The sequence below is a fragment of the Pseudomonas sp. 20-5 genome (genome assembly GCF_056782835.1).
The window spans coordinates 2,612,966-2,633,981 of record NZ_CM165584.1 but is presented as its reverse complement, the minus strand read 5'-3'; the positions used below and the strand labels follow the sequence as shown (position 1 = coordinate 2,633,981).

Annotated in this window: 15 protein-coding genes and 1 tRNA gene; 3 read left to right on the top strand and 13 right to left on the bottom strand. The window is 64.6% G+C overall.

Annotated elements, in window-relative coordinates:
* Positions 1–240: 240 nt before the first annotated feature.
* The 7 genes from AC1RB9_RS12440 to pqsH all read right to left on the bottom strand — a co-directional run bounded on the left by AC1RB9_RS12440 (position 241) and on the right by pqsH (position 9,182).
* Complete coding sequence (locus AC1RB9_RS12440; RefSeq protein ID WP_003099002.1) at positions 241–774, bottom strand: ProQ/FINO family protein; 534 nt, start codon at positions 772–774, stop codon at positions 241–243.
* A 90-nt stretch (positions 775–864) separates the two neighbouring features.
* Positions 865–3,843: a response regulator gene (locus AC1RB9_RS12435; protein ID WP_033873518.1), complete on the bottom strand. Its 2,979-nt coding sequence runs from the start codon at positions 3,841–3,843 to the stop codon at positions 865–867.
* 639 nt (positions 3,844–4,482) lie between these two features.
* Positions 4,483–4,558: transfer RNA gene (locus AC1RB9_RS12430), tRNA-Gly, on the bottom strand.
* Between the two features lie 68 nt (positions 4,559–4,626).
* A complete protein-coding gene (gene pgsA, locus AC1RB9_RS12425; RefSeq protein WP_003090349.1) occupies positions 4,627–5,187 on the bottom strand; it encodes a CDP-diacylglycerol--glycerol-3-phosphate 3-phosphatidyltransferase in 561 nt (186 codons plus the stop codon).
* Positions 5,188–5,220: 33 nt separating this feature from the next.
* Positions 5,221–7,047 carry an excinuclease ABC subunit UvrC gene (gene uvrC, locus AC1RB9_RS12420; protein WP_003097551.1) on the bottom strand — a complete coding sequence of 609 codons (1,827 nt, stop codon included), beginning with the start codon at positions 7,045–7,047 and terminating at the stop codon, positions 5,221–5,223.
* On the bottom strand, positions 7,048–7,692 hold the full coding sequence (gacA, locus tag AC1RB9_RS12415; RefSeq protein ID WP_003090351.1) for a response regulator transcription factor GacA: 645 nt from the start codon (positions 7,690–7,692) through the stop codon (positions 7,048–7,050).
* 341 nt (positions 7,693–8,033) lie between these two features.
* Positions 8,034–9,182, bottom strand: coding sequence for a 2-heptyl-3-hydroxy-4(1H)-quinolone synthase (gene pqsH / locus AC1RB9_RS12410; RefSeq protein ID WP_003090354.1), 1,149 nt, complete (start codon positions 9,180–9,182; stop codon positions 8,034–8,036).
* A gap of 617 nt (positions 9,183–9,799) precedes the next feature.
* Between pqsH and AC1RB9_RS12405 the strand changes: the two genes are divergently transcribed.
* Positions 9,800–10,828 carry an AraC family transcriptional regulator gene (locus tag AC1RB9_RS12405; RefSeq protein WP_003451560.1) on the top strand — a complete coding sequence of 343 codons (1,029 nt, stop codon included), beginning with the start codon at positions 9,800–9,802 and terminating at the stop codon, positions 10,826–10,828.
* Between the two features lie 15 nt (positions 10,829–10,843).
* On the opposite strand, the gene AC1RB9_RS12400 is transcribed toward AC1RB9_RS12405, so the two are convergent.
* The 3 genes from AC1RB9_RS12400 to vqsR all read right to left on the bottom strand — a co-directional run bounded on the left by AC1RB9_RS12400 (position 10,844) and on the right by vqsR (position 15,649).
* Positions 10,844–12,058 (bottom strand): MFS transporter, encoded by a 1,215-nt coding sequence (locus AC1RB9_RS12400; RefSeq protein ID WP_003113355.1) that lies wholly within the window; start codon positions 12,056–12,058, stop codon positions 10,844–10,846.
* A gap of 10 nt (positions 12,059–12,068) precedes the next feature.
* Positions 12,069–14,723, bottom strand: coding sequence for a TonB-dependent receptor (locus tag AC1RB9_RS12395; protein ID WP_003162157.1), 2,655 nt, complete (start codon positions 14,721–14,723; stop codon positions 12,069–12,071).
* A 119-nt stretch (positions 14,724–14,842) separates the two neighbouring features.
* On the bottom strand, positions 14,843–15,649 hold the full coding sequence (gene vqsR, locus AC1RB9_RS12390; protein WP_003097562.1) for a transcriptional regulator VqsR: 807 nt from the start codon (positions 15,647–15,649) through the stop codon (positions 14,843–14,845).
* 152 nt (positions 15,650–15,801) lie between these two features.
* Between vqsR and AC1RB9_RS12385 the strand changes: the two genes are divergently transcribed.
* Positions 15,802–16,905: a polyamine ABC transporter substrate-binding protein gene (locus AC1RB9_RS12385; protein ID WP_003451562.1), complete on the top strand. Its 1,104-nt coding sequence runs from the start codon at positions 15,802–15,804 to the stop codon at positions 16,903–16,905.
* Positions 16,906–17,111: 206 nt separating this feature from the next.
* The gene (gene qteE / locus AC1RB9_RS12380; protein WP_003090369.1) at positions 17,112–17,684 is read left to right on the top strand and encodes a quorum threshold expression protein QteE; all 573 of its coding nucleotides are present in this window, start codon (positions 17,112–17,114) and stop codon (positions 17,682–17,684) included.
* Between the two features lie 29 nt (positions 17,685–17,713).
* Here the strand turns inward: qteE and AC1RB9_RS12375 are convergent, their stop codons facing one another.
* The 3 genes from AC1RB9_RS12375 to AC1RB9_RS12365 all read right to left on the bottom strand — a co-directional run bounded on the left by AC1RB9_RS12375 (position 17,714) and on the right by AC1RB9_RS12365 (position 21,013).
* On the bottom strand, positions 17,714–18,319 hold the full coding sequence (locus AC1RB9_RS12375) for a LysE family translocator (RefSeq protein ID WP_003097564.1): 606 nt from the start codon (positions 18,317–18,319) through the stop codon (positions 17,714–17,716).
* A gap of 67 nt (positions 18,320–18,386) precedes the next feature.
* A complete protein-coding gene (locus tag AC1RB9_RS12370) occupies positions 18,387–19,895 on the bottom strand; it encodes an efflux transporter outer membrane subunit (RefSeq protein ID WP_023088271.1) in 1,509 nt (502 codons plus the stop codon).
* Positions 19,895–21,013 (bottom strand): ABC transporter permease, encoded by a 1,119-nt coding sequence (locus AC1RB9_RS12365; protein ID WP_003122617.1) that lies wholly within the window; start codon positions 21,011–21,013, stop codon positions 19,895–19,897. The genes AC1RB9_RS12370 and AC1RB9_RS12365 overlap by 1 nt, the downstream gene beginning before the upstream one ends.
* Between the last annotated feature and the right edge of the window lie 3 nt (positions 21,014–21,016).

The window sequence follows — 21,016 nt, the reverse complement described above, 5'->3', positions numbered from 1 at the left end:
GCGCGATTTTGAACTTATAACCCTTTGATTTCAAAAGATTTTTAGCTCACCCATCGCTGGAATGGACGCAATTATGGACGGATTCGCCGAGCTTGGCAAGCGCTCTACGAAAAAAACTTTGCAGATCAGGCTATTGCGTAGCACAAGCCGGGAGAAACGGGCCCAGACGTCCGCGAAATGGGCCCGCAGCGACCGGCAACCGAGGAGCGCGCCAGGATCCGACGCGCCCTGCCCCGGCGATCAGTTCGCCTCGGGGCTCGCTTCGGTTGCGGGCGCTTCAGGCGTCGGCGCCTCCGTGGCGGCCGGCGCTTCGCCACCCGCCTGTGCACGCTTGGCGCGCTTCTCGCGCATCTGCTCGCGCTGCCGGCGAGACGCCTGCCGCCGCGCATACACCGCCTGCTCGGCGGTTACCTTGCCGGCAACCTGGCCTTGCAGATCCAGTCGCGGCGCATCTTCCACCATGCAACTCCAGTAGCGGCTGCCCTGGCACCAGGTGGCGATGGCCTGTTTCAGTTGTTCGGCGGTGATTCCCAGTAGCTCGAGATGCTGCTGCGCATCCTGGAGGATGCCCTGCTTGAGCGGAACCTTGGCCGCGGGGCTTTTCGGAAACGCCAGCGGAAAATGCCGTTGCAGCCTCCAGATAGCCTCGACTCCCGGCTCGACGGCTTCACGTTTCTTCGCGCGTCCCGCGGAGCTTTTGGTTTGAGCCGGTTTCGCCTGCGCCGCCTGTGCGCGCAGACGGTCTCTCAGCTCGGCAAGTTGTTCAAAACCCATCGTTCGCTTCACTAGTGCTGGTTCATTTCTGCGAGAGATTACCCGATACATCCGCTCGCGGCACGCAAAACGGCAACCAGTCGGGCACTTTCATTGCGAATCGACGCTCGTAGGCATGAGCGGCTCTCCCCCGTTCAGCGCCCGAGCGAGCTCATCGAGCGTAGTCGGCTTGAACAGGACCCGGTCCATGCCGGCAGCCAGGCAACGCTCCAGCGCATCCTTCTCGGCGCTGGCGGTAAGCGCTATCACCAAGCAGCGACGCCGACCGCCAAGGGCCTCTTGCGACCGGATACGTCGCGCCAGCTCGTAGCCATCCATCCGCGGCATCATGCCGTCGGTAATCACGACATCGAAGTCTTCGCCCTGCCAACGTTCGAATGCTTCCTCGCCATCTTCCGTGGAGGTCACCCGGTGCCCAAGGCTTTCCAATTGCATGGTCAGGGTCAGCCGATTGAACGGATGGTCTTCCGCAAGCAAGATCGAGAGCGCCCTTGCCTCTTTCTGCTCCTCGACCTCGGCAACTCCGGAACGCGCTTCGCTGGACTCGCTGGGCGGAGGCTCGGTCAGCGGAAGATCGAACTCGACCGAGAAGCAGGAGCCGTTGCCCAGTTCGCTGCGCAGGCTGATCTGGCCGCCCATCAGGTGCACCAGGCGTCGGCTGATGTACAACCCCAGGCCGCTGCCGGACGCCTGGCCAAGCGCAGGCGAGCCGACCTGCGAGAATGGCCGGAACAGCCTGGCCTGGTCCTCCTCCGAAATACCGAGGCCGGTGTCGCTTACCTCGAGCAGCAAATGAAGCCTCTCCGCCTCGCGCCGCCCCACTGCCCGCACCGTTACCCCTCCGCGCTCGGTGAACTTGATGGCATTGCCCAGCAGGTTGAACAACACCTGCTTGAAATGCAGGGGATCCACCAGCACCCAGTGCTCGAGATCCCCGTCGAGTTCCAGTGCCAGGGAAAGATTCTTCTGCCGCGTCAGCCCACCAACCAACGGCAGGATTCCTCTGATCAACTCGCCAGGAAGCACTGGTTCGGGAGCTGAATCGAACCGACCGGATTCGATCCGCGACAAATCGAGAATATTGCCCAGCAGAAGCAGCAACCCCTGGGCGGCCTCCTGGGCAATGCTCAGCGAGTCCAGGTCCAACACGCCCTTCTCGCCCTTTTTCAGCACCAGTTCCTGCAGGCCGATGACCGCATTCAATGGCGTGCGGATCTCGTGACTCATCGTCGAAAGAAACACGCTCTTGGCACGGTTGGCAGCGTCGGCTTGCTCTTCTGCCTGGCGGGTCTTGCGCACCTGGCGCATCAGGTAGAAACCCCAGATGAGGGAGATGGAAATCAGTACGCCGAACAATCCGCCGATCTGCAGAATCTTGCTCCGGTGATCGCGCCAGAAGTCCGCCCCTCCCTTGGCGAAGCGAGGCTCCCAGCGGTGGAGGATTTCCGCCACTTCTTCCGGAGCGATCGCCAGCTGCGCCTTCTCCAGGATGCCCTGCAGCTCCGGCTGGTTCCTCGCCACGCCGATGCTGATCGGGATGGAGAGGTCATCGAGGATACCGACGACCTGGATCCGGTTGTCGAAATGCTGGGCGGACAGATAGCGACCGGTATAGTCGCTGCTGATGGCGGCCTCGCTCTGGCCGGCGTCTACGCTGCGCATGGCGGCGAGGAAGGTCGGATAGACCTGGAGCTTGATCTCCGGGTGCTCGCGTCGAATGAAGTCGTTGAGAAAGTAGCCAATCGTCGTCGCCAATCGCTTGCCCGCCAGGTCCGCGAGGCCATGGACACGCCCCACCCTTTCATCCCGGCCACCCTGGCGGGCGCCCATCAGCACCGTGGTGCTGCGTAGATAGGGCGTCAGCACTTCGAGGCCGGAATCGAAGCGCTCCGACGAAGGCATGGTCGGCGTAACCAATGCCTCCCCCGCATCCAGTCGGCTTTTCGTCTCGACGAAGTTGCGTGCTCCAGTGAAGGAAAACTGCAGGCCACTGCGCTTGCCGATCAGGTCCAGATAGTCACGCCCGATACCACTCAGCCTCCCCTCGTTATCCAGTTGCCCGAGCGCGCCAAGGGAATGGTTGATCACCACCGGCACGACCGGGTGCGCGGAGAGCCAACGCTGCTCCGCCGGCGACAGCGTCACCCGGGGCTCGTCGAAGCGCAGGCGCCGCCCGGCGCTCCAGCTGCGCAACAGTTCGTCGCCGTAGCGCCCGCTAATATGCGGCAGGGCGCGATCGATGAGCGCGAGCAGAGGTTCGTCACCTGGCCGGAGCAGGAAACGGAAACCCTGGCTGTCGATGGGTGCGAAGTTCTCGATGCGCAAGTTCAGCAGGTAATGGGTCTGGATGAGGTAGTGCGTGGAAACTGCGTCCCCCAGCACGCCATCGACATCCCCCATGCTCAGCGCTTCCAGGGCAAGCTGCGGAGAGTCGAACCAGATGATCCTGCTGTGCGGATAGGCAGCCTTGATACGTTCGGCGGGAAGATAGCCCTTGACCGTGGCCAGCCAGGACTCCGCCTGCGAATCGAACGGGGCACCGCTGGAAGACACCAGTACCGGCCGGTCGGAAAGATACGCAGCGGATGCCAGCAAGCCGTGTTGTCGGGCCTCGACCTCGCTACCGACGCCAAGCAGGTCGATCTCCCCTTGCGACAACGCGTCGATTGCCGCCTGCCGCGACGGAAAGTCCCTGACGCGCAACGGCCGCTCGAACACCAGGGCCAGGTAATCGGCCGTGAAGCCCTTGTAGGAGCCTGCGTAGAAGATGGACAACGGCGGATAGTCGGGGGAAACCACGCCTACCGTCAGCGGCTCCCGTGCATCCAGCCACTGCCTGGCTCGTTTATCGAGCCAGGGACGCATCGTTGTCGTCGTACGCCCATCCGGCAGGATGGATTCGGCTTCGACGGGCAGCGGCTGCAGAGCGATCAGCAACAGGCAAAAGACCGCGGACAGCAACGACCTTGTCAGCATGTCGAGTCTACGATGGCAAAGTTCTCCGGCCGGACAGAAAGCAGCGCATCCGCGACCCGGAGCCTGCGGATACATCGGCAACGATGCCGCCATGTTAGCAGGTAGATGGATACTTTTCCCAGGAACCCACGCCTGTCGACACTCGCTCTGGCAGCCGCCTTATGCCCGGCTCGCGAAAACCCTCGACTCTTTCGCGTCGCCGGCTAGATCGATGAAGCCGCTTGCGATGACGTGCGCCCTGGCCGTGGCATGCCTGCACTCGAAAGCCCAGTTCGAGCCGCACATCGCCGAGGGCAACCTGGTAGCGTGCTGGAAGGCTGGTGCGATCCATTCCCGGGCTATTACCTCCATCACCCAAGTCAGAGGCAACCTTCGCCGACCTTCTCAGTGGTCGTCGAAGCGCTGGCCTTGGGACGGCTCGGTCGAACGTGGCAGCCAAAGCAACAGGCGCACGAAGGCGGTCCAAGGTGCAATGAATCGAGCCCCCCTGGAGTGCGACAGCCACACTTCTGATGTGCCGAGGCAGCATCTTGCGGCAAGCCGCCTCGCTGGCGAGACGAAGGGCTTCGCGAAACGTACGGCCCCGGTCGCCGGGAAAGCGGCAAGGAGAACCGCCCCTCGGCGCGGACGTTCCACGAACGGGTACGGGACTTGGAGGCGGAACGAAAAAAGGGCCCGAAGGCCCTTTCTCAATGATCTACAGACTTCATTGGAACTCTATAGATCTATATTTGGAGCGGGAAACGAGACTCGAACTCGCGACCCCGACCTTGGCAAGGTCGTGCTCTACCAACTGAGCTATTCCCGCATCGTCTTGGTGACGGGCGCCATTGTATAGCATCGCGGCGCCGTGTCAACTCCTTGATTCAAAAAAGTTTATTTCTCTTTCGGGGTGGTCGACAGATGCGGCCACGCGGCCAGCAGGTAGTGCACCATGGACCACAGGGTCAGCGCCGCGGAGATGATCAGCAGCACGTAGCCGAGAATCACCCAGAAGGTCATCAGCGGCGGATTCGCCAGGAGAATGACCAGCGCCAGCATCTGCGCCGCGGTCTTCCACTTGCCCAGGTTGGACACCGCGACCTGCGCCCTCGCCCCCAGTTCGGCCATCCACTCACGCAAGGCGGAAACCACGATCTCGCGGCCGATGATGATCACCGCCGGCAGGGTCAGCCACAGGTTGGCGTGCTCTTCCACCAGCAAGACCAGCGCAACCGCCACCATCAGCTTGTCCGCGACCGGGTCGAGGAAGGCGCCGAACGGCGTGCTCTGGCCGAGGCGCCGGGCGAGGTAGCCGTCCAGCCAGTCGGTGGCGGCGGCCAGGGCGAACACGGCACTGGCGGTCAGGTAGCTCCAGGACGTCGGCAGATAGAACAGCAGAATGAAGATCGGAATGAGCAGGACGCGCAGTAACGTGAGCAGATTGGGGATATTCATCGGACCATCTAGGCTGCGAGGTGAGCCGGCATTCTACTCGCTGTGCAGGACGGCATAAATCTGCTCGGCAAGCTTTTTACTGATACCGGGGGCTTTGGCCAGTTCATCGATACTCGCCCGCGACAATTCCTGCAACCCGCCGAAATGCTTGAGCAAGTCGCGCCGACGTTTCGGGCCGACGCCAGGGACGTCCTCCAGCGTCGACGTCCGCCGTGCCTTGCCGCGCCGCGCACGGTGGCCGGTGATGGCGAAACGGTGCGCTTCGTCACGTATCTGCTGGATCAGGTGCAGCGCCGGCGAATCGGCCGGCAGGGTGAACTCGTGGGAGGCATCGTTCAGGTAGAGGGTTTCCAGCCCCGGCTTGCGGGTCACGCCCTTGGCCACGCCGAGCAGGATCAGACCGGCGACCGCCAGTTCCTGGAGCACCTCCTGGGCCATGGCCAATTGCCCCTTGCCGCCATCCACCAGGAGAATGTCGGGCATCTTCCCCTCGCCGTCCTTCAGGCGACTGAAGCGGCGGGTCAGCGCCTGGTGCATCGCCGCGTAGTCGTCGCCGGCCGTGACGCCTTCGATGTTGTAGCGGCGATAGTCCGACTTCAGCGGCCCTTCCGGGCCGAACACCACGCAGGAAGCCACGGTGGCCTCGCCGCTGGAGTGACTGATATCGAAGCACTCCAGGCGTTGCGGCGGCTCCGCCAGGTCGAGCGCCTCGGCAAGGGCTTCGAAGCGTGCCGCCACATGCTGGCGGTTGGCCAGGCGTGCGCCCAGGGCCTGTTCGGCGTTGGTCACCGCCAGTTGCTGCCAGCGGGCGCGGGTACCACGCACCCGGTAGCTGATCTCCAGTTCGCGGCCTCGCGCTTCGGCGATCGCCGAAACCAGCACCGGGAAATCCTCGTGCGTCACGTTGACGATCAACTCCGCCGGCAGGTCGCGCTCCTGGTGGCTGAGATAGTACTGGCCAAGGAACGCCAGCAGCACTTCGCCCACCTCCTCCTCGATCGCGACCTGCGGGAAGAAGTTCTTGCTGCCCAGCACCCGCCCGCCGCGTACGCTGATCAGGTGTACGCAAGCGCCGCCAGGGGTGACGATGGCGGCGACGATGTCGACGTCGCCGTTGCCACCTTCCATGCTCTGCTGGTCCTGGACCCGCCGCAGGATCGCCACCTGGTCGCGCAACTCCGCCGCCTTCTCGAAGTCCAGGCGCATCGCCGCCTGCTCCATGCCGACGTTCAGCTCGTCGGCCAGCGCGTTGCTCCTTCCTTCGAGGAACATCACCGAGTGGCGCACGTCCTCGGCGTACTCCTCAGGACTGACCAGCCCCACGCAGGGCCCCTTGCAGCGCTTGATCTGGTATTGCAGGCAGGGCCGCGTACGGTTGCGGAAATAGCTGTCCTCGCACTGGCGGACGAGAAACGCCTTCTGCAGCAGGTTGAGGCTCTCGCGGATCGCTCCCGCGCTCGGATAGGGACCGAAGTAACGCCCCTTGCGCTTCTTCGCGCCACGGTGCAGGGACAGCCGCGGATACTCGTCCTCGCTGGAGAGGAACACGAAGGGATAGGACTTGTCGTCCCGCAGCAGGATGTTGTAGGGCGGCCGCCACTCCTTGATCAGCGTCTGCTCCAGCAGCAACGCCTCGGTTTCATTGGCGGTGATGGTGGTTTCCACCTGGGCGATCCGCGCCACCAGCGCAGCGGTCTTCGGCGCCAGGCCGGACTTGCGGAAATAGCTGGCCAGGCGCTTCTTCAGGCTCTTCGCCTTGCCCACGTAGAGAAGCTTGGCGTCCGCATCGAACATGCGGTAGACGCCCGGACGATTGCTGCAGGTAGCGAGGAAAGCGCTTGCGTCGAAAACGGCGCTCATCTAGCTGGCGGCATCGACCATGCCGTGGCGGACGGCGAGCAGCGCCAGCTCCACGTCGCTGGTGATCGAGAGCTTCTCGAAGATGCGGTAGCGATAGGTATTCACGGTCTTCGGCGACAGGCACAGCTTGTCGGAGATGCTCTGCACCTTGTGGCAGTTGGCGATCATCAGGGCGATCTGGATCTCGCGCTCGGACAGCGAATCGAAGGGGGAATCGTGCTGCTGCGGCTGGAAGGACTTCAGCGCCAGTTGCTGGGCGATCTGCGGGCTGATATAGCGCTGGCCGGCGAAGACCTGGCGAATCGCCTGGACCATTTCCTCCAGCCCCGCGCCCTTGGTCATGTAGCCGGCGGCGCCGGCCTGCATGAGGCGGGTGGGGAACGGATCCTCTTCGCAGACGGTGACTACCACGACCTTGATGTCGGGCTGGCTGCGCAGCAGCTTGCGGGTTGCCTCCAGGCCGCCGATACCGGGCATCTTCACGTCCATCAGGACGACATCCGGCTTCAGTTCGCGGGCCAGTTTCAGACAGTCTTCACCGCAGTCGGCCTGGCCGACCACTTGCAAGCCTTCGATGTCGGCCAGCATGCGGGTAATACCGGTGCGTACCAGATCGTGGTCGTCGACCACCAGCACCTTAATCACGCTGCACCTCGTCGCGCATTAGCAGACAACCGCCCACACGGGCCCCCAGGAGATTTCGGCAACCTTAACAGAAAGCCATCCCATGACCTAGCTTGGCGCAAAGGCGTCATAAATCAAGCGTCATGGAAACATCATTCGACGGCATCGAACGGGCGCTGCGAAGTATACCGCCAGCCCCCGGCGAGCGGCAGACCGGATCGCAGCAAAAACCGGCGAATCTGTGGAGAGCCCAGCGACGCCGGGCCTGGTAAAGCGCAAGCGCCCTGGTTGCCCGGGACTCCTCCATAGCGACCATCGCCGAAGTCGAAAACAGGCGACCAAGACGCCACTGGCACCGGCGGCTACTGCGCGGCCATCTCACCGACACCGGTGAAAAGACGCTGGTGGAGGCGCCTGCGACTGGCATTCGGCACCAGGCGAACGAGGGTATTCCTCAGCCAGACGCTCCAGGGCGATTCCCACTGACCAAGGCGGCCGACGATCCAGGATTGCTTCCTGATGAACTCGATCCGCGCCTCGCGTTGCTGCTGGAACAGGATCAGCGTCTCGGCGCGCGGCGCCAGGCACCACAGGCGCGCCAGCAGGAAGGCGTCCTCCAGGGCCATGGCCGCGCCCTGCCCCAGGTTCGGCGTCATGGCGTGTGCGGCGTCACCGATCAGCACTACCCGTCCGCGGCACCAGGAGGCGCCGGCCAACTCCTCGAGGTCGTTGTGCACCAGCGTGGTGGCGCTCGGTATGAGCCGGGCGATGCTCGCGCCGATGCCGTCGAAGTCCGCGTAGTGGGCGGCCAGCCGTTGCGGGGTGACGAAGCCCTCCTCGTCCTCGGGCTCCTCCCGGCGCACCTTCAGGGTCGCGTAGACATACATCTCGCGCGGGCTGATCTGGATGAAGCCGAGGCGCTTGCCGTGCCCCCAGACCTCTCCCGCCAGCTCGGCGTCCTCCAGCCGATGGGGAACGACCAGGCGCCAGCAGGTTTCGCCGGAATGACGCAAGGTCGCCTCCGGCCAGACATAACGTCGCACGCTCGAACGAATGCCATCCGCACCGACCACCAGCGAACAGTCGTGGACAGTGCCGTCGCTCAGGGTCACGCGTTCGTGGTCGAGTCCGTCGAGGATCTGCACGATGGAGACCCCGACCCGAATGCGCGACTCATCCAGCCCCTCCAGCAGCGCCGCATGCAGTTCGTGGCGCTGCAACGCCAGGCCGCCGCGGGAATTCCCACCCAGACTGGAAGGCATCGACATCAGCATCGAACCGTCGTGGGCGTATACGTTGATGCCGGCCAACGGCATGCCACGGCGGAACAGCCGGTCGAGATCCAGGGTGCTGGACAACGCCGTCAACGCATTGCTCGCCAGGGTGATGCCGGTACCGATGGGCCTGATCTCGCTGGCCCGCTCGACCAGCAGCCAGTCGATGCCTGCCTTGGTGAATTCGCGCGCCAGCGCCAGGCCGGCGATCCCGGCCCCCTGGATAAGAACGGTCATCCGTTGCTCCTTAGCAGCGGCATCCGTCGCGACTTCGTGCGGTCGCGACAGGCCTGCCCGAGACGATGAAAATGTCCATCCTAGCCGCCCCGGACAGCCCACCGACCCTATCAGAAGATCGAGTTGACCCTGCTCGCCGACACCTCGCCGCTCGCTTTTCCTGTCCTCCAGGCCACCGGGAGTCCGGCGCGCCGGGAAGGCAAGCGTGGCCCGGGCACGGCACGCGTGGCCGGAAATCCCCGCTAGCCGCCGCCCGCCGCGGCGCTACGGTTTTCCTTGGCCAGCGGCCTCCCGAGCGCCGGCAAGCGGCGATGGCGCCTGAAGCTCAGGGCGACCGGCCCGCGCCACCACCGCCCACGACGATCATCCAGGCGCAGCCACCCCGGCGAGAGTGGCCGGGACGGCAGTGCTCAGCCGGGCCACGGCAAGCATGCACGACCGATCGGCACGGCGTCGCGGAGGCGCGGCTATACGCAGACCCCGCTCCTGTCAACCCCTTACGCAAGGTAGTGATTGCCGGAAGCCCAGCGTACGAAAATCAACCGAAACGACATCCGCATGGAATAACGAAGCCCTGACGCCTTCAGGGCGATAGCATCGCGTGCAAGAGGTAACCGATGAGCCCGTCCGAAAACATCCAGTACGATTTCGAGTGGCGACCACTCAACAACTACCTCGCCGTGCAACGCATCACGCCTCCGGACATACGTCAGGGTTCGGCTGCCGAGCCGCGCCTGCCCAGCGAAGCGCTCTACGAGTGGATCGTGCTGAACGGACGCTCCCCCCTGGAAGGCCTGAGCCTGGGGGAGCACTACCGCCTTTCCGACTACGGCGTCGCCGGGCTGGCATTGCAGAGTGCCGGCACCGTGGGCGAAGCCTTGCAACTGATCAAGACCAACATGCTGCTGTTCCGCAAGGATATCCGCGGGATCGCGGTGCGACGTTCCAGTTGCGACACCGTGGATGTGGATATCGACCTGCAGGACAAGCCGGACTGGCCGCAGTCGGCCCGGCTGTATCACGCCAACGTCCTGGCGTCGGCCGCCTACGCGGTGTTCCGCGACCTGCTGCTGGGCGAGCTGGAACTGGTCCGCCTGCGCCTCCCGGAAAGGAACGGCGACGTGCGGGCATACGAGGAGTATTTCCGGGTGCCGGTGTATTTCGCCGGCGCAGGCATCACCTTCACCCTCCCCGAGGAATTGCTCGAGGCCGAGATCGCCACTGCCAACTCCGCCGTGTTCCAGGCCTCGCTGGCGCTCGGCAGCAAGGCCTTCAACACCCGCGTCACCCGCGAGATGGGCGGCTACCGCCAACGCATCGTGGCACTGCTGGAGGTGCTACAGGACCGCTACCCGAGCATCGCCTGGGTCGCCCGGCAGTTGAAGGTCACCGAGCGGACGCTGCGCCGACGGCTCGCCGACGAGGGCACCAACTACCGGGAAGTGCTCGATCTGGTCCGCCACGACAGGGCGCGCCAACTGCTGCGGGACGAGCGACTGCGCATCGAGGAAGTCGCCGAGAGGCTGGGCTACATGGATACCTCCAGTTTTCGCCACGCCTTCCGTCGCTGGACGGGACAGTGCGCCAACGACTATCGCCAGGCCCGCCTCGCCGGCAAGACCGCGCGGCGCCAGGGCGAACGCTAGCCGGCATGATTCCCTTCAGGGCAATTTCTGCGGATAGGGGCGAAAGGCGAACAGGCTGCACGCAGCCAGGGAAAAAGCCGCGAGCAGCACCCATTCGGCCGTCCCGTAGCCTTCGGCGCGGTCGTACAGCCAGCCCAGCAGGTAAGCGCCGAGACTGATCGACAGGGCGAAGGTGAACGGCTGGATCGAACCGTAGATCACACCGAAGCTGCGCAGGCCGAAGTAGCGCATCAACAGGTACTTGGTGGTGCCGCTTTCCCCTCCTCCACCCAGGCCGACCAGGAACACCGCCAGCCATAGACCGCTCGGTGTGTCGCCCACCAGGAACCAGGCCATGCCGAGCACCGCCGCCAGGGCGAAGGGCAACGCCACCCGAGGCGTCGCCACGCGGTCGAGAAGCCAGCCCATCAGCGGCTGCGACAGCATCATGCCGACCCACAACGCCGACAGCGCGGTGCCCGCCTCGCCCCGGGACAAACCGCGCTCCACCAGCATCGGCACGCCATGGGTCATGATCCCGGACATCACGAACACCGCCAGTACCTGGTTGCCCAGCACCAGCCAGAAACTGGCGCTGCGCCAGGCCTGGGGCGCCGTCGATCCGCTCAGCGCGGTTTCCGCTACGGCCGTGCCGGCGGCCACGCCAGCATCCGGCGCTGGCTCGCGGAACAGCCAGGCCAGCAGCGGCAGCGCCAGGCCCAGTTCGAGCACGCCGTAGACCAGGAAAGCGCCGCGCCAGCCCCACGCTTCGAGGCTCTGGTGGCCGACCAGCAGGCCCAGCGGCCCGCCCACCCCGAAGCCCAGGCCTAGCAGGCCGTAGGCCACGCCCAGGCGTTGGCGGAACCAGAGTCCGAGGATACGTCCGTAAGGCAGGTTGCCTGGCGCCAGCAGGCCGATCAGCAGGAACAGCGCGTAGAGTTGCCAGACGGCATTCACCGCCGCCAGGCCGAGCAGCGGCAGCGACAGGGCCGCGGTCAGCCCGAGCATTGTCCGCCGCGCGCCCCAACGGTCGATCAGCCAGCCCTTGAGCGGGCTGGTGATGGCGACCGCCAGTCCGAACAGCGTCACCAGCAACGACACCTCGGCGCGGTCCCAGGCGTACTCGGCGCTCATCGGTGCGATGAACAGACTGAAGGTGTTCAGCAGGATGCCGGTGGGCCCGAGCATGATCGCCACCACCGACGCCAGCAGCACACCGCCGCTGGTCGCGGAAAATTCTCGTTGCGCCACGTCTGGCCCTCTAGAAGCGGTATGCCGCGCGTAGGTAGTAGAAGGCGCCGTTGAAGCCGATCTGCGAGGCATAGGTGTCGTAGCGCAGCACGTCGCCATAGGTGGTGTTCTGCGCGGGCAGCTTGTCCGGACGGACGTCGAACAGGTTGTCGGCGCCGGCGGTCAGCGTCAGGTCGGCGCTGAGCCGGTAGCGCGCGGCGATGTCGGTGATGTACTTCGGGTCGTTGACGAAATGGTTGAATTTCTCCGTCGACCAGGCGTCCGGCCCTACCGTGTAGTCGAGTTCCGAGCTGGTCCGGCCGTAGCGCGTCAGGCGCAGGCTGACCTCCCAGTCCTGGCGGCTCCAGGTGCCGCCGAGGGAAACCTGGCTGCGCGGGGTGGAGCTGGTGATCCAGGCGACCTGCTGGGCATTGAGCAGCGGCTCGCCGTTGGCGCCTCGATGGTTCTTGCGCAAGGTGGTGCGGTTGAAGTTGGCCGACAGTTCCCAGTCGACCTGCCCGTACTCGCCAAGCGCGACGAGGTAGTGACCGGTGATGTCGACACCGCGGGTGCGGGTGTCGGCACCGTTGGCCAGGTAGTGGGTACTGACCGTACTGGCACTGGCCGGCAACGAGATCCCCGCCGCGGCCAGGGCATCGATGGCTTCCTGGCCGGAATAGGTGGCGCTGTCGACGATGCGGTCGCGGATGCTGATCTGGTAGGCGTCGATGTTCAGCCCGACGTTTTCCCACGGGCTGAGTACCAGGCCAAGGTTGAAGCTGGTCGACTTCTCCGGTTGCAGTTCGTCGGCGCCGAGCATCTTCGCCGCCGGCGAGTTGGCCGCCAGCAGGCCAAGGGCGATGGTCGGGCCGACGCTGAGGCCGGTGTAGTGCTCCTGGACCAGGGACGGCGCGCGGAACCCGCTGCTTACGCTGGCGCGCAGCGCCACCCGCGGATCGAACTGGTAACGGGTGGCGAACTTGCCGTTGGTGGTGCTGCCGAAGTCGCTGAATTTCTCGTGGCGCACCGCCACGTCGACCTCCCAGGCTGGGGTCAGGGAGGTACCCAGGTCCAGGTAGGACGCCCAGGCGTGCCGCGACCATTGCCCCTCGCTGAGCGGCGAGAGGCCAGCCAGGGATTCCGCCCCGCCGCTGTAGTAGGACGCCGGGTCGCCGGCGTCGATGCGGTAGCTTTCCCGCCGGTATTCCGCACCCAGCGACAACGCCAGCGGAGCAGCGAGGAAATCCAGTTCGAATTCCCGCCCCAGGTCCAGGTTGCTGGTCCATTGGCTGTTGCGGTAGCGCGCCAGGTCGAAGCTTCTCGGGCTGTTGCCGGTTTCACGGTAGATCGCCGCGTTCACCGACTGGGTCATGCCGATATCGGGACGGTCGGCGCCGTAGCCACTGCTCAGGTCCCAGTGCCAGGCATCCAGCAGACGCTCGCCGCGCACCCCGGCGAGGAACGCATAGTCGTCCTCGTCGCTGTTCGGGCGCGGCGTGAAGCCGTCCGGATACAGCGTCGGCGCCACCGAAGCCAGGCGATAGTTGGCCGCCGAGGAGGCCTTGCGCCGGGTATAGGTGCCGAAGCCGTACACCTCGATATCGTCGCCCAACCCGAAACCCGAGTTGAGCGCCAACGATTGCCGGTGGAACGCGGGATCGCCCATGGAAATGTTGTCGCGCCGACCGGTGCGCTCATCGATGCCGCTGCGCATCGTGCGCTCCTGCTCGCGATATTCGGCGGTGAGGTTGACGAAGCCGCTATCGCCGAAGGCCAGCCCGATGTTCCCCCCGCCGCCATGGGTGAAGCCGTCGCCGTCGCCGGTCTGCCCGACGTCAGCGGCCGCCGACCCGCCGCTGTCGGCGGACTTGAGGATGACGTTGATCACCCCGGCGATGGCGTCCGAACCGTACTGCGCCGAGGCGCCGTCGCGCAGCACCTCGACCCGCTCGATGGCGTTGATCGGGATGGTGTCCAGATCGACGCCGGTGGAGCCCTTCTCCAGCCCGCCGCTGATATTGAGATTGGCCGTTTCGTGGCGACGCTTGCCGTTCACCAGCACCAGCACATGGTTGGGGCTCAGCCCGCGCAGCGACTGCGTGTGGGTCAACGCCGAGGCGTTGAACGGCTGGGCCTGGCGGGTCAGCGAGGGCAACAGTTTGACCAGCGCATCGCGCAGGTCGACCGCACCGCTGCTGCGTAGCTGGGTAGCGCTGACCACATCGATCGGGCTCAGGCTGTCCTGCGCCTTCACATCGCTCTTGCGCGTGCCGGTGACCACCACGGTGGACAAGGTCGGTGCCACCGTCGCACCTCGCGTCTCCTGCACAGGCGCCTGTCCGCGGCGCAGGACGAAGGCACCGCTTTCGTCCTGCGCGTATGCCAGCCCGCTGCCGGCCAGGGCACGCCGCAAGGCCTCCTCGACACTGAGCCGGCCGCGGATATCCGGTCCGCGCAACCCCGCCACCAGGCGCTGGTCGAAGGCGATCGGCACGTGTCCCTGGCGCACGATGTTCAACAACACCTCGGCCAGTTCGCCGGGCGCTATGTCGAATACCCGGGGCGCCGTGGCCACGTCGCGCGGCCCACCGTCGGCGGCCTGCACCTCGCCCTGCAGCGCGCAGGCGAGCCCCACCGCACAGAGCACCGGGGTCAACGAACGAGAGGAAAGACGTACATCGGGCATGGTCGAATCGTCCTGGATGGAATTCGCCCATGAGTGCAATCCGACGCCGGCTTTTTCAGCGTCGGGCAATATGAATTTCGCATAACCTTATGCGCCCGGGTTCCTCCGCAGGCGGCGCACTAGCGTGCGTCGGCGAGCCGCGGCGCGGGCGGGTTGATCAACAGCGCGAATATCTCGGAGTGGGACTTCACGTTCAGCTTCGCGTAGATGTGCCGGCGATGCACCTTGATAGTGGCGATCGACAGCGTCAGCCGATCCGCTATTTCCTTGTTCGAGTATCCATCCAGCATCAGCCGGATGACATCCGACTCCCGCGCGGTCAGCGGCGATATCAACCCTCTCCAGGGCTGGACTTCCACCTCCGCCGCTGCGATCGGTTTCGCCTCCTCCCTGACCGCATCCTCGAAGTGGATGCGTTTTTTCATCAGCGCGATGACCCACGGGCGAAGCAGCTCGAACAGCGCGATCTGCTCGGCACCGAAGCGGCTCTCGCTGCCCAACGACAGGCATAGGGTTCTTTCACCATCCAGCGGGACGTTATATTGAACTTCGTCCGTCACCACATAATGCGCAAAGTACGTATTGTAATATTCGGTCGTTTCGAAATCTTCGGAGACGATATCCGCAAGATGAAAAAGCCCGCCGCGCCGACAGTTCCTGGATACCTGGTAGAAAGGATCTTGCAGATAAAGTCCGGTTATATATCGACTGATCAGCGGGTCCGGCTCGACTTCTTCTCTCTCCTCCTCCATGAAGGAAAGAATCAAGGGACTGGAATCGCTGAATATCAGGGCCGCCCAGTTGTCGACGGGGGCGAACTGGCCGAGGGTCTGCGCCAGGATCCGCCAGAAGAACGGCCGGTCCAGCGCTTCGAGCAACTTTCCCAGTGACTCGTGCCAGGCGCCGCCGTGCAATGCGATATCCACACAACTACTCCTCTGGGATTAGTCACTCGGCGTTATGTCATGAAGAGTTCCAATGTGCATAATATCGATGCCTTCGAAGATAGCCACAGGTCAGAACTACCAGTTCTGGTAGGTGCAAAATCCAACTTGTTTCGTTTCGGAAAGGAAATCCAATGAAAAAAGTTTGTGCACTGGCGTTATCGATCCTGACGACGATCGGTGCGACAGCGGCGGACAGTGCATGGGCTGCGCAAACCAGCGTCCATCTTTACAACTGGTATGACTTCATCGCCCCGGAAACGCCCAAGGCTTTCCAGAAGGAAACCGGCACCCGTGTCGTCCTCGACACCTTCGACAGCGCCGAGACCGCGCAGGGCAAGCTGATGGTCGGCCGCTCCGGCTACGACGTGGTGGTGATCACCTCCAACATCCTGCCCGGGCTGATCAAGGCGGGCGTCCTCCAGGAACTCGACCGCGACCGGCTCCCCCACTGGAAGAACCTCGACGCGGACATCCTCGGGAAGCTTCAGGCCAACGATCCCGGCAATCGCTATGCCGTACCTTATCTCTGGGGAACCACCGGGCTCGCCTACGACGTGGACAAGGTCCGCAAGCTGCTCGGCCCCGACGCGCCCGTCGACTCCTGGGACCTGGTCTTCAAGGAGGAGAACATCTCCCGCCTCAGCCAGTGCGGCGTGGCCACGCTGGACTCCTCCACCGAGCTGGTGTCCATCGCCCTCAACTACCTGGGCCTGCCGCACAACAGCCAGAATCCCGAGGACTACCAGAAAGCCCAGGAACTGTTGCTGAAGGTTCGCCCCTACATTCGCTATTTCGACTCCTCCAGAGTCGACACCGATCTCTCCAACGGCAACGTCTGCGTGGTGGTCGGCTGGCAGGGCACGGCCTACATGGCCCAGGTCAACAACGAACAGGCCGGGAACGGTCGCCATATCGCCTACAGCATTCCCCGGGAAGGCTCGCTGGTCTGGGCCGAGAACATGGTGCTGCTCAAGGATGCACCGCATCCGCAGCAGGGTTATGCGCTGATCGACTACCTGCTGCGTCCGGAGGTCATCGCCAGGACCTCCAACTACGTGGGCTATCCGAATGGCAACCAGGCGGCGCTGCCGCTGGTAGAGCGGAAGCTGCGGGAAAACCCGGCGGTTTACCTGAGCAAGGAAACCATGGCGACCCTCTTCCCGCTGGAAACCCTGCCACTGAAGGTCGAGAGAATCCGTACCCGTGTCTGGAGCCGGGTCAAGACCGGGAGCTGACACCCGCCCGAGACGCCCCCTGGAAGCGCGGGAGCGCCCGGAGCCAGAAAAATCCAGCGAGGTCCGCCAGGACCGGCGTTCGCGTCTTTCACCGGGCGAGGCTCTGCCTCGTCCGTCAGGATGCGGCTTGCCGGCTGACCTGCGACCGATAGAGATACCTCTCCCCCAGGGCGGGAAAGCCCCGGGCATGCCTGATGGAGAAAACCATGCTTATCCATTTCTGCCCCAGGCTGCTGACGCCTGCGGGGTTCGACCTGCCGTGCGAGTTGATCGACATCCGCATCAAGGAGTTCGACCTGCACCTGCTTGGCGGGCGCGACGTGGTGGCGCGTCACCCCCTCCCCGACAAGCGCTACCACGTGGCCTGCCGCAAGTCCGGCTGCAAGGCGGTGAATGGCCTGCTGGTGGACGTGGAAAAGCACGTTCCGCTGTTCACCGTGGACACCCGCTGGAGCATCGACGCCGAAGTGGTCCTGCGCCACCGCGTCGAGTACGTGGTGCTCGACGCCGAGCACGATGCGGTGAGCGACTACATGCTGCTGTGGTGCGACGAGGTGCCCAACTACTTCCTCGGCCAGAGCACCCCGGCCATGCAGGTTCCGTTGATGGAACTGATGCGCGGCAATGCGTTGCAGACCGAGCGGCAAGATGTGTTCCGCCTGCCGACGCTGAGGTCCGAACGCCTGCGCCAGGGCAACGCCGATGCCAACCAGCATCTTCCGAGCCGTGAGCAGGCGTTCCACGTCAAGGCCGAGCAGATCAGCTATGGGCTGGCCTGAGCGAGCATCGAGGACCACGGATGGCACGCTCAGGCCGCCCGCACCATGGTATAGGTCAGGGAAGCTGAAAACAGTGCCAGGATGACCGAGGTGACCTTGGAGAACAGCGGGCCGGATATCGACCCCAGGTAGCCTTTTCGAATACCGGCCCCCAGCCCGACCCAAAGCATCCCGATGGGCGCCAGCACAACCAGGAAGGCCAGCAGCGAGATCGTGTAGTTGTTCCAGAAGTCGAGGAACGCCTTGCCGGGAAAGATCACGCTGGCGAAGATCAGCGCCTTCGGGTTCGACAGGGTTGCCACGAACAGGTGCAAGGGCCATCGGCGGAAGTTACCGGTCCCGGCACTGCGGATCGAGGCATTCCAGGTCTTCACCGCCAGGAGCGCCACATACAGCGCGCAGAGTGCCTTGGTCAGACTGATGATCCATGGATTGCTCTCGGACAGGCGCGCCAATACCCAGCCCCATGCCGAAATGGATAGCGAGTAGCCCAACGCCTCGAGCAGGATGAAGGGCGCCGCCCGCAGCGAGCCGAAATGGAAACCGGCGCTGAGCAGCAAGGTGTTGGATGGCCCCGGGACGACCAGGATGAGCGATGAAAACAGCATGATCGCGTAGATATCTTCGGCAAGCATGGTTCCCTCCAGCGAGAAGCCGTTGTTGTTTTCCTGTTGACGAACGCGTGGAACCGGGCGGCGTCCTTCAGCCACCCAGGGTCTTGTAGAGTGCGATCAATTGGGTCCTCAGCAGCGCCTCGCTATCGATCAGCTCGCGCTGCGCCTGCATGGACGTACGCTGGGCGTCGATTTCCTCGAGGAAGTCCACCTGCCCCTGGGCGTACTTGACCTGTGTCCATTCATAGGCCTGGCGGCTGCTGGCGGCCTTGTCGCGCATGTGCAGGTTGCGCTGGTATTCGGCGTGGTAGCGGCTCAGGGCATCGTCGACCTCCTGCCAGGCGCCCAGCACCGTACGCTGGAAGGTCACCGCGGCCTCCTGCTGCTCCAGTTCACGCAGACGCACGACGGTTCGCCTGCGGCCGGCATCGAACAGCGGCAGGTCGAGAGTGGGCCCGATGCTCCAGGCGCGACTGCCCCATTCGCCGAACTTCCCGTCCCGGTAGGACTCGTAGCCGAAGCGCGCGCCCAGGGCGATGCTCGGATAGAGCGCCGCCTTGGCGATGCCGATGTCCGCGGTGGCACGGTGCAGGGATTGCTCCGCCGCACGAATGTCAGGTCTCTGCCGGACCAGCTCGGAGGGCACGCCGAGCCTGAAATCGGGCAACGCCCTTTCCAGCACGTTGCCCGGCTTCGCCTCGAGCGCCCGTGCCAGGGCGCCGGGACGTTCGCCCAGCAACACGGCGATGCGGTTGGTCGCTTCCGTCTCGCTCGCCTGCCAGGCCGGCAGCCGTCCGCGCAACGCCTCCAGCTCAGCTTTCTGCCGCTCGACATAGAGCTCATCGGTCAGGCCTTCGCCCGCCCTCACCCGCACCAGGCGCAGACGCTCCTCGAGCATGCGGATGTCCTCCTCGAGCAGACGGATCTGGCGTTGTGCGGTACGCACATCGATATAGCTCCTGGCAACCTCGCTCGAGATACTCAACAGCGTGTCGTCGAGCGCGGCCGCGGCCATGCCGATCTCCGCCCGGGCCGCCTCTACCGAACGTCCGACCCGCCCCCAGAGGTCCGGCTCCCACGAAGCGTCGAAGCCTGCCTGGTACAGCGTGAACGGGTCGCCGAGGGCTTTCTCCAAGGCCTCCCGGTTGCCCGGCTCGGTAGCCTCCAGCAAGCGGTTGTTCATACCGTAGAGGCTCTGTTTCTGGCGCGACACTCCCCCTTCCAGCGTCACTTCCGGCAGGTAGGCGCTGGAGACTATCCGGCGCTGCATACGAGCCTGGGCGAAGCGCAGGATAGCGCCATGCAGTTCCGGGTTGGCCTGTATCGCCCTGGCCTGGAGGTCGTCCAGCACCGGATCGCCGAACACCTTCCACCAGGCTTGGTCGCGCAGTCTTTCGCCCTCGTGTCGGGTACTGCGCAGGGCTTCCGGCCCGCTGTGCCAGTCGCCCCAGCGTTGTGGAGAAACGCTTTGCGGCGGCTGGTAGTCGGGGCCCACGGTGCAGGCGCTCGACGAGAGCGACAGCAGCAGCACCAACCCGCGCAGGACACCTGCGCCTGACCTGGTATGAAGATGAATAGCGTGCATGGCATGCCCCATCAGACGAGTCGATTGCGAAACAGCCAAGCCGCCAGCGGCAGGGTGACTGCGGCGACGCTCAGCATTGGAATGAAGTTCCCGGAAATGTCGGCCAGGCTCGCGCCTTCCAGGTACACCCTGCGCACCAGGTCGATGGCGAAGCGCAACGGGTCGGCGTAGGTCAGGATCTGCAGGGTTTCCGGCATGCTGTGGATAGGCGTGATGAGACCGGAGAGCAGGATCAGCGGCATCATGATGACGAAGGTGTAGACCATCGCCTGCTGCATGTTGGCCGACAGTGCCGAGACCGACAGGCCGATGCCGACGCACGCGGTAGTGAACACCAGCAGACCCAGATACAGGTCGAGCAGCGAACCGGCCATTGGGATGCGGAACCAGAAAAGACCGATGGCGAGGATCAGGGTCGACTGCAGGAGGCCGATGAGGACCGACGGCACCGCCTTGCCGATGAGGATTTCCAGCGGCGTCAGCGGAGTCACCAGCAGTTGGTCGAAGGTGCCCTGCTCACGCTCCCTTGCGACCGAGAGCGCGGCCAGCATCAGAGTCTGGATCATGCTAAGAGCCGCGATCAGGCCTGGCACGATATTCCAGCGGGTCTCCAGGTTCGGGTTGAACCAGGCGCGCATCTCCAACTGCACACGTGGCTGCCCCTGGCGCAGATAGCGCGCGTTGAACTCGCCGACCAGGCGGCTGATGTGGCCCGCAGCCATGCCGGCGGTGGTGGAGTTGCGACCGTCCAGGATCAATTGCAGGTCGCTGCCTCGCTCCCTGGCCAGGCGCTCCTCGAAATCGGGGCCCATGTGCAGCACGAGGAGGGCATCGCCGCCATCGATGACCCTGGCAATATCTTCCACCCGCCGCAGGGTCTCCACCCGCTGGAAGACCCCGGTGGAGTCGAAGCGGGCGAGCAGTTCGCGGGACGCTGTCCCGTTGCTCTGGTCAAGCACGGCGTAGGGCACGTAGTTGAGGTCGTAGGTCGCGCCGTAGCCGAACAACAGCGTCTGCACGATCGCCGGCGCGATGAGGATCACACGGTTGGCGGGATCCTTGACGATGGCCAGGAACTCCTTGCGACAGAGGTACAACAGGCCGCGGACGACCGAGATGAGATTGGCCATGGC

What these genes read in the sequence shown, in the direction of transcription:
- AC1RB9_RS12395 (WP_003162157.1), bottom strand. Translation starts at nt 14,723, where the DNA reads ATGCCCGATGTACGTCTTTCCTCTCGTTCGTTGACCCCGGTGCTCTGT.
- pgsA (WP_003090349.1), bottom strand. Translation starts at nt 5,187, where the DNA reads ATGAATATCCCCAATCTGCTCACGTTACTGCGCGTCCTGCTCATTCCG.
- pqsH (WP_003090354.1), bottom strand. Translation starts at nt 9,182, where the DNA reads ATGACCGTTCTTATCCAGGGGGCCGGGATCGCCGGCCTGGCGCTGGCG.
- AC1RB9_RS12405 (WP_003451560.1), top strand. Translation starts at nt 9,800, where the DNA reads ATGAGCCCGTCCGAAAACATCCAGTACGATTTCGAGTGGCGACCACTC.
- qteE (WP_003090369.1), top strand. Translation starts at nt 17,112, where the DNA reads ATGCTTATCCATTTCTGCCCCAGGCTGCTGACGCCTGCGGGGTTCGAC.
- AC1RB9_RS12375 (WP_003097564.1), bottom strand. Translation starts at nt 18,319, where the DNA reads ATGCTTGCCGAAGATATCTACGCGATCATGCTGTTTTCATCGCTCATC.
- AC1RB9_RS12440 (WP_003099002.1), bottom strand. Translation starts at nt 774, where the DNA reads ATGGGTTTTGAACAACTTGCCGAGCTGAGAGACCGTCTGCGCGCACAG.
- uvrC (WP_003097551.1), bottom strand. Translation starts at nt 7,047, where the DNA reads ATGAGCGCCGTTTTCGACGCAAGCGCTTTCCTCGCTACCTGCAGCAAT.
- AC1RB9_RS12435 (WP_033873518.1), bottom strand. Translation starts at nt 3,843, where the DNA reads ATGGCGGCATCGTTGCCGATGTATCCGCAGGCTCCGGGTCGCGGATGC.
- AC1RB9_RS12370 (WP_023088271.1), bottom strand. Translation starts at nt 19,895, where the DNA reads ATGGGGCATGCCATGCACGCTATTCATCTTCATACCAGGTCAGGCGCA.
- AC1RB9_RS12385 (WP_003451562.1), top strand. Translation starts at nt 15,802, where the DNA reads ATGAAAAAAGTTTGTGCACTGGCGTTATCGATCCTGACGACGATCGGT.
- AC1RB9_RS12365 (WP_003122617.1), bottom strand. Translation starts at nt 21,013, where the DNA reads ATGGCCAATCTCATCTCGGTCGTCCGCGGCCTGTTGTACCTCTGTCGC.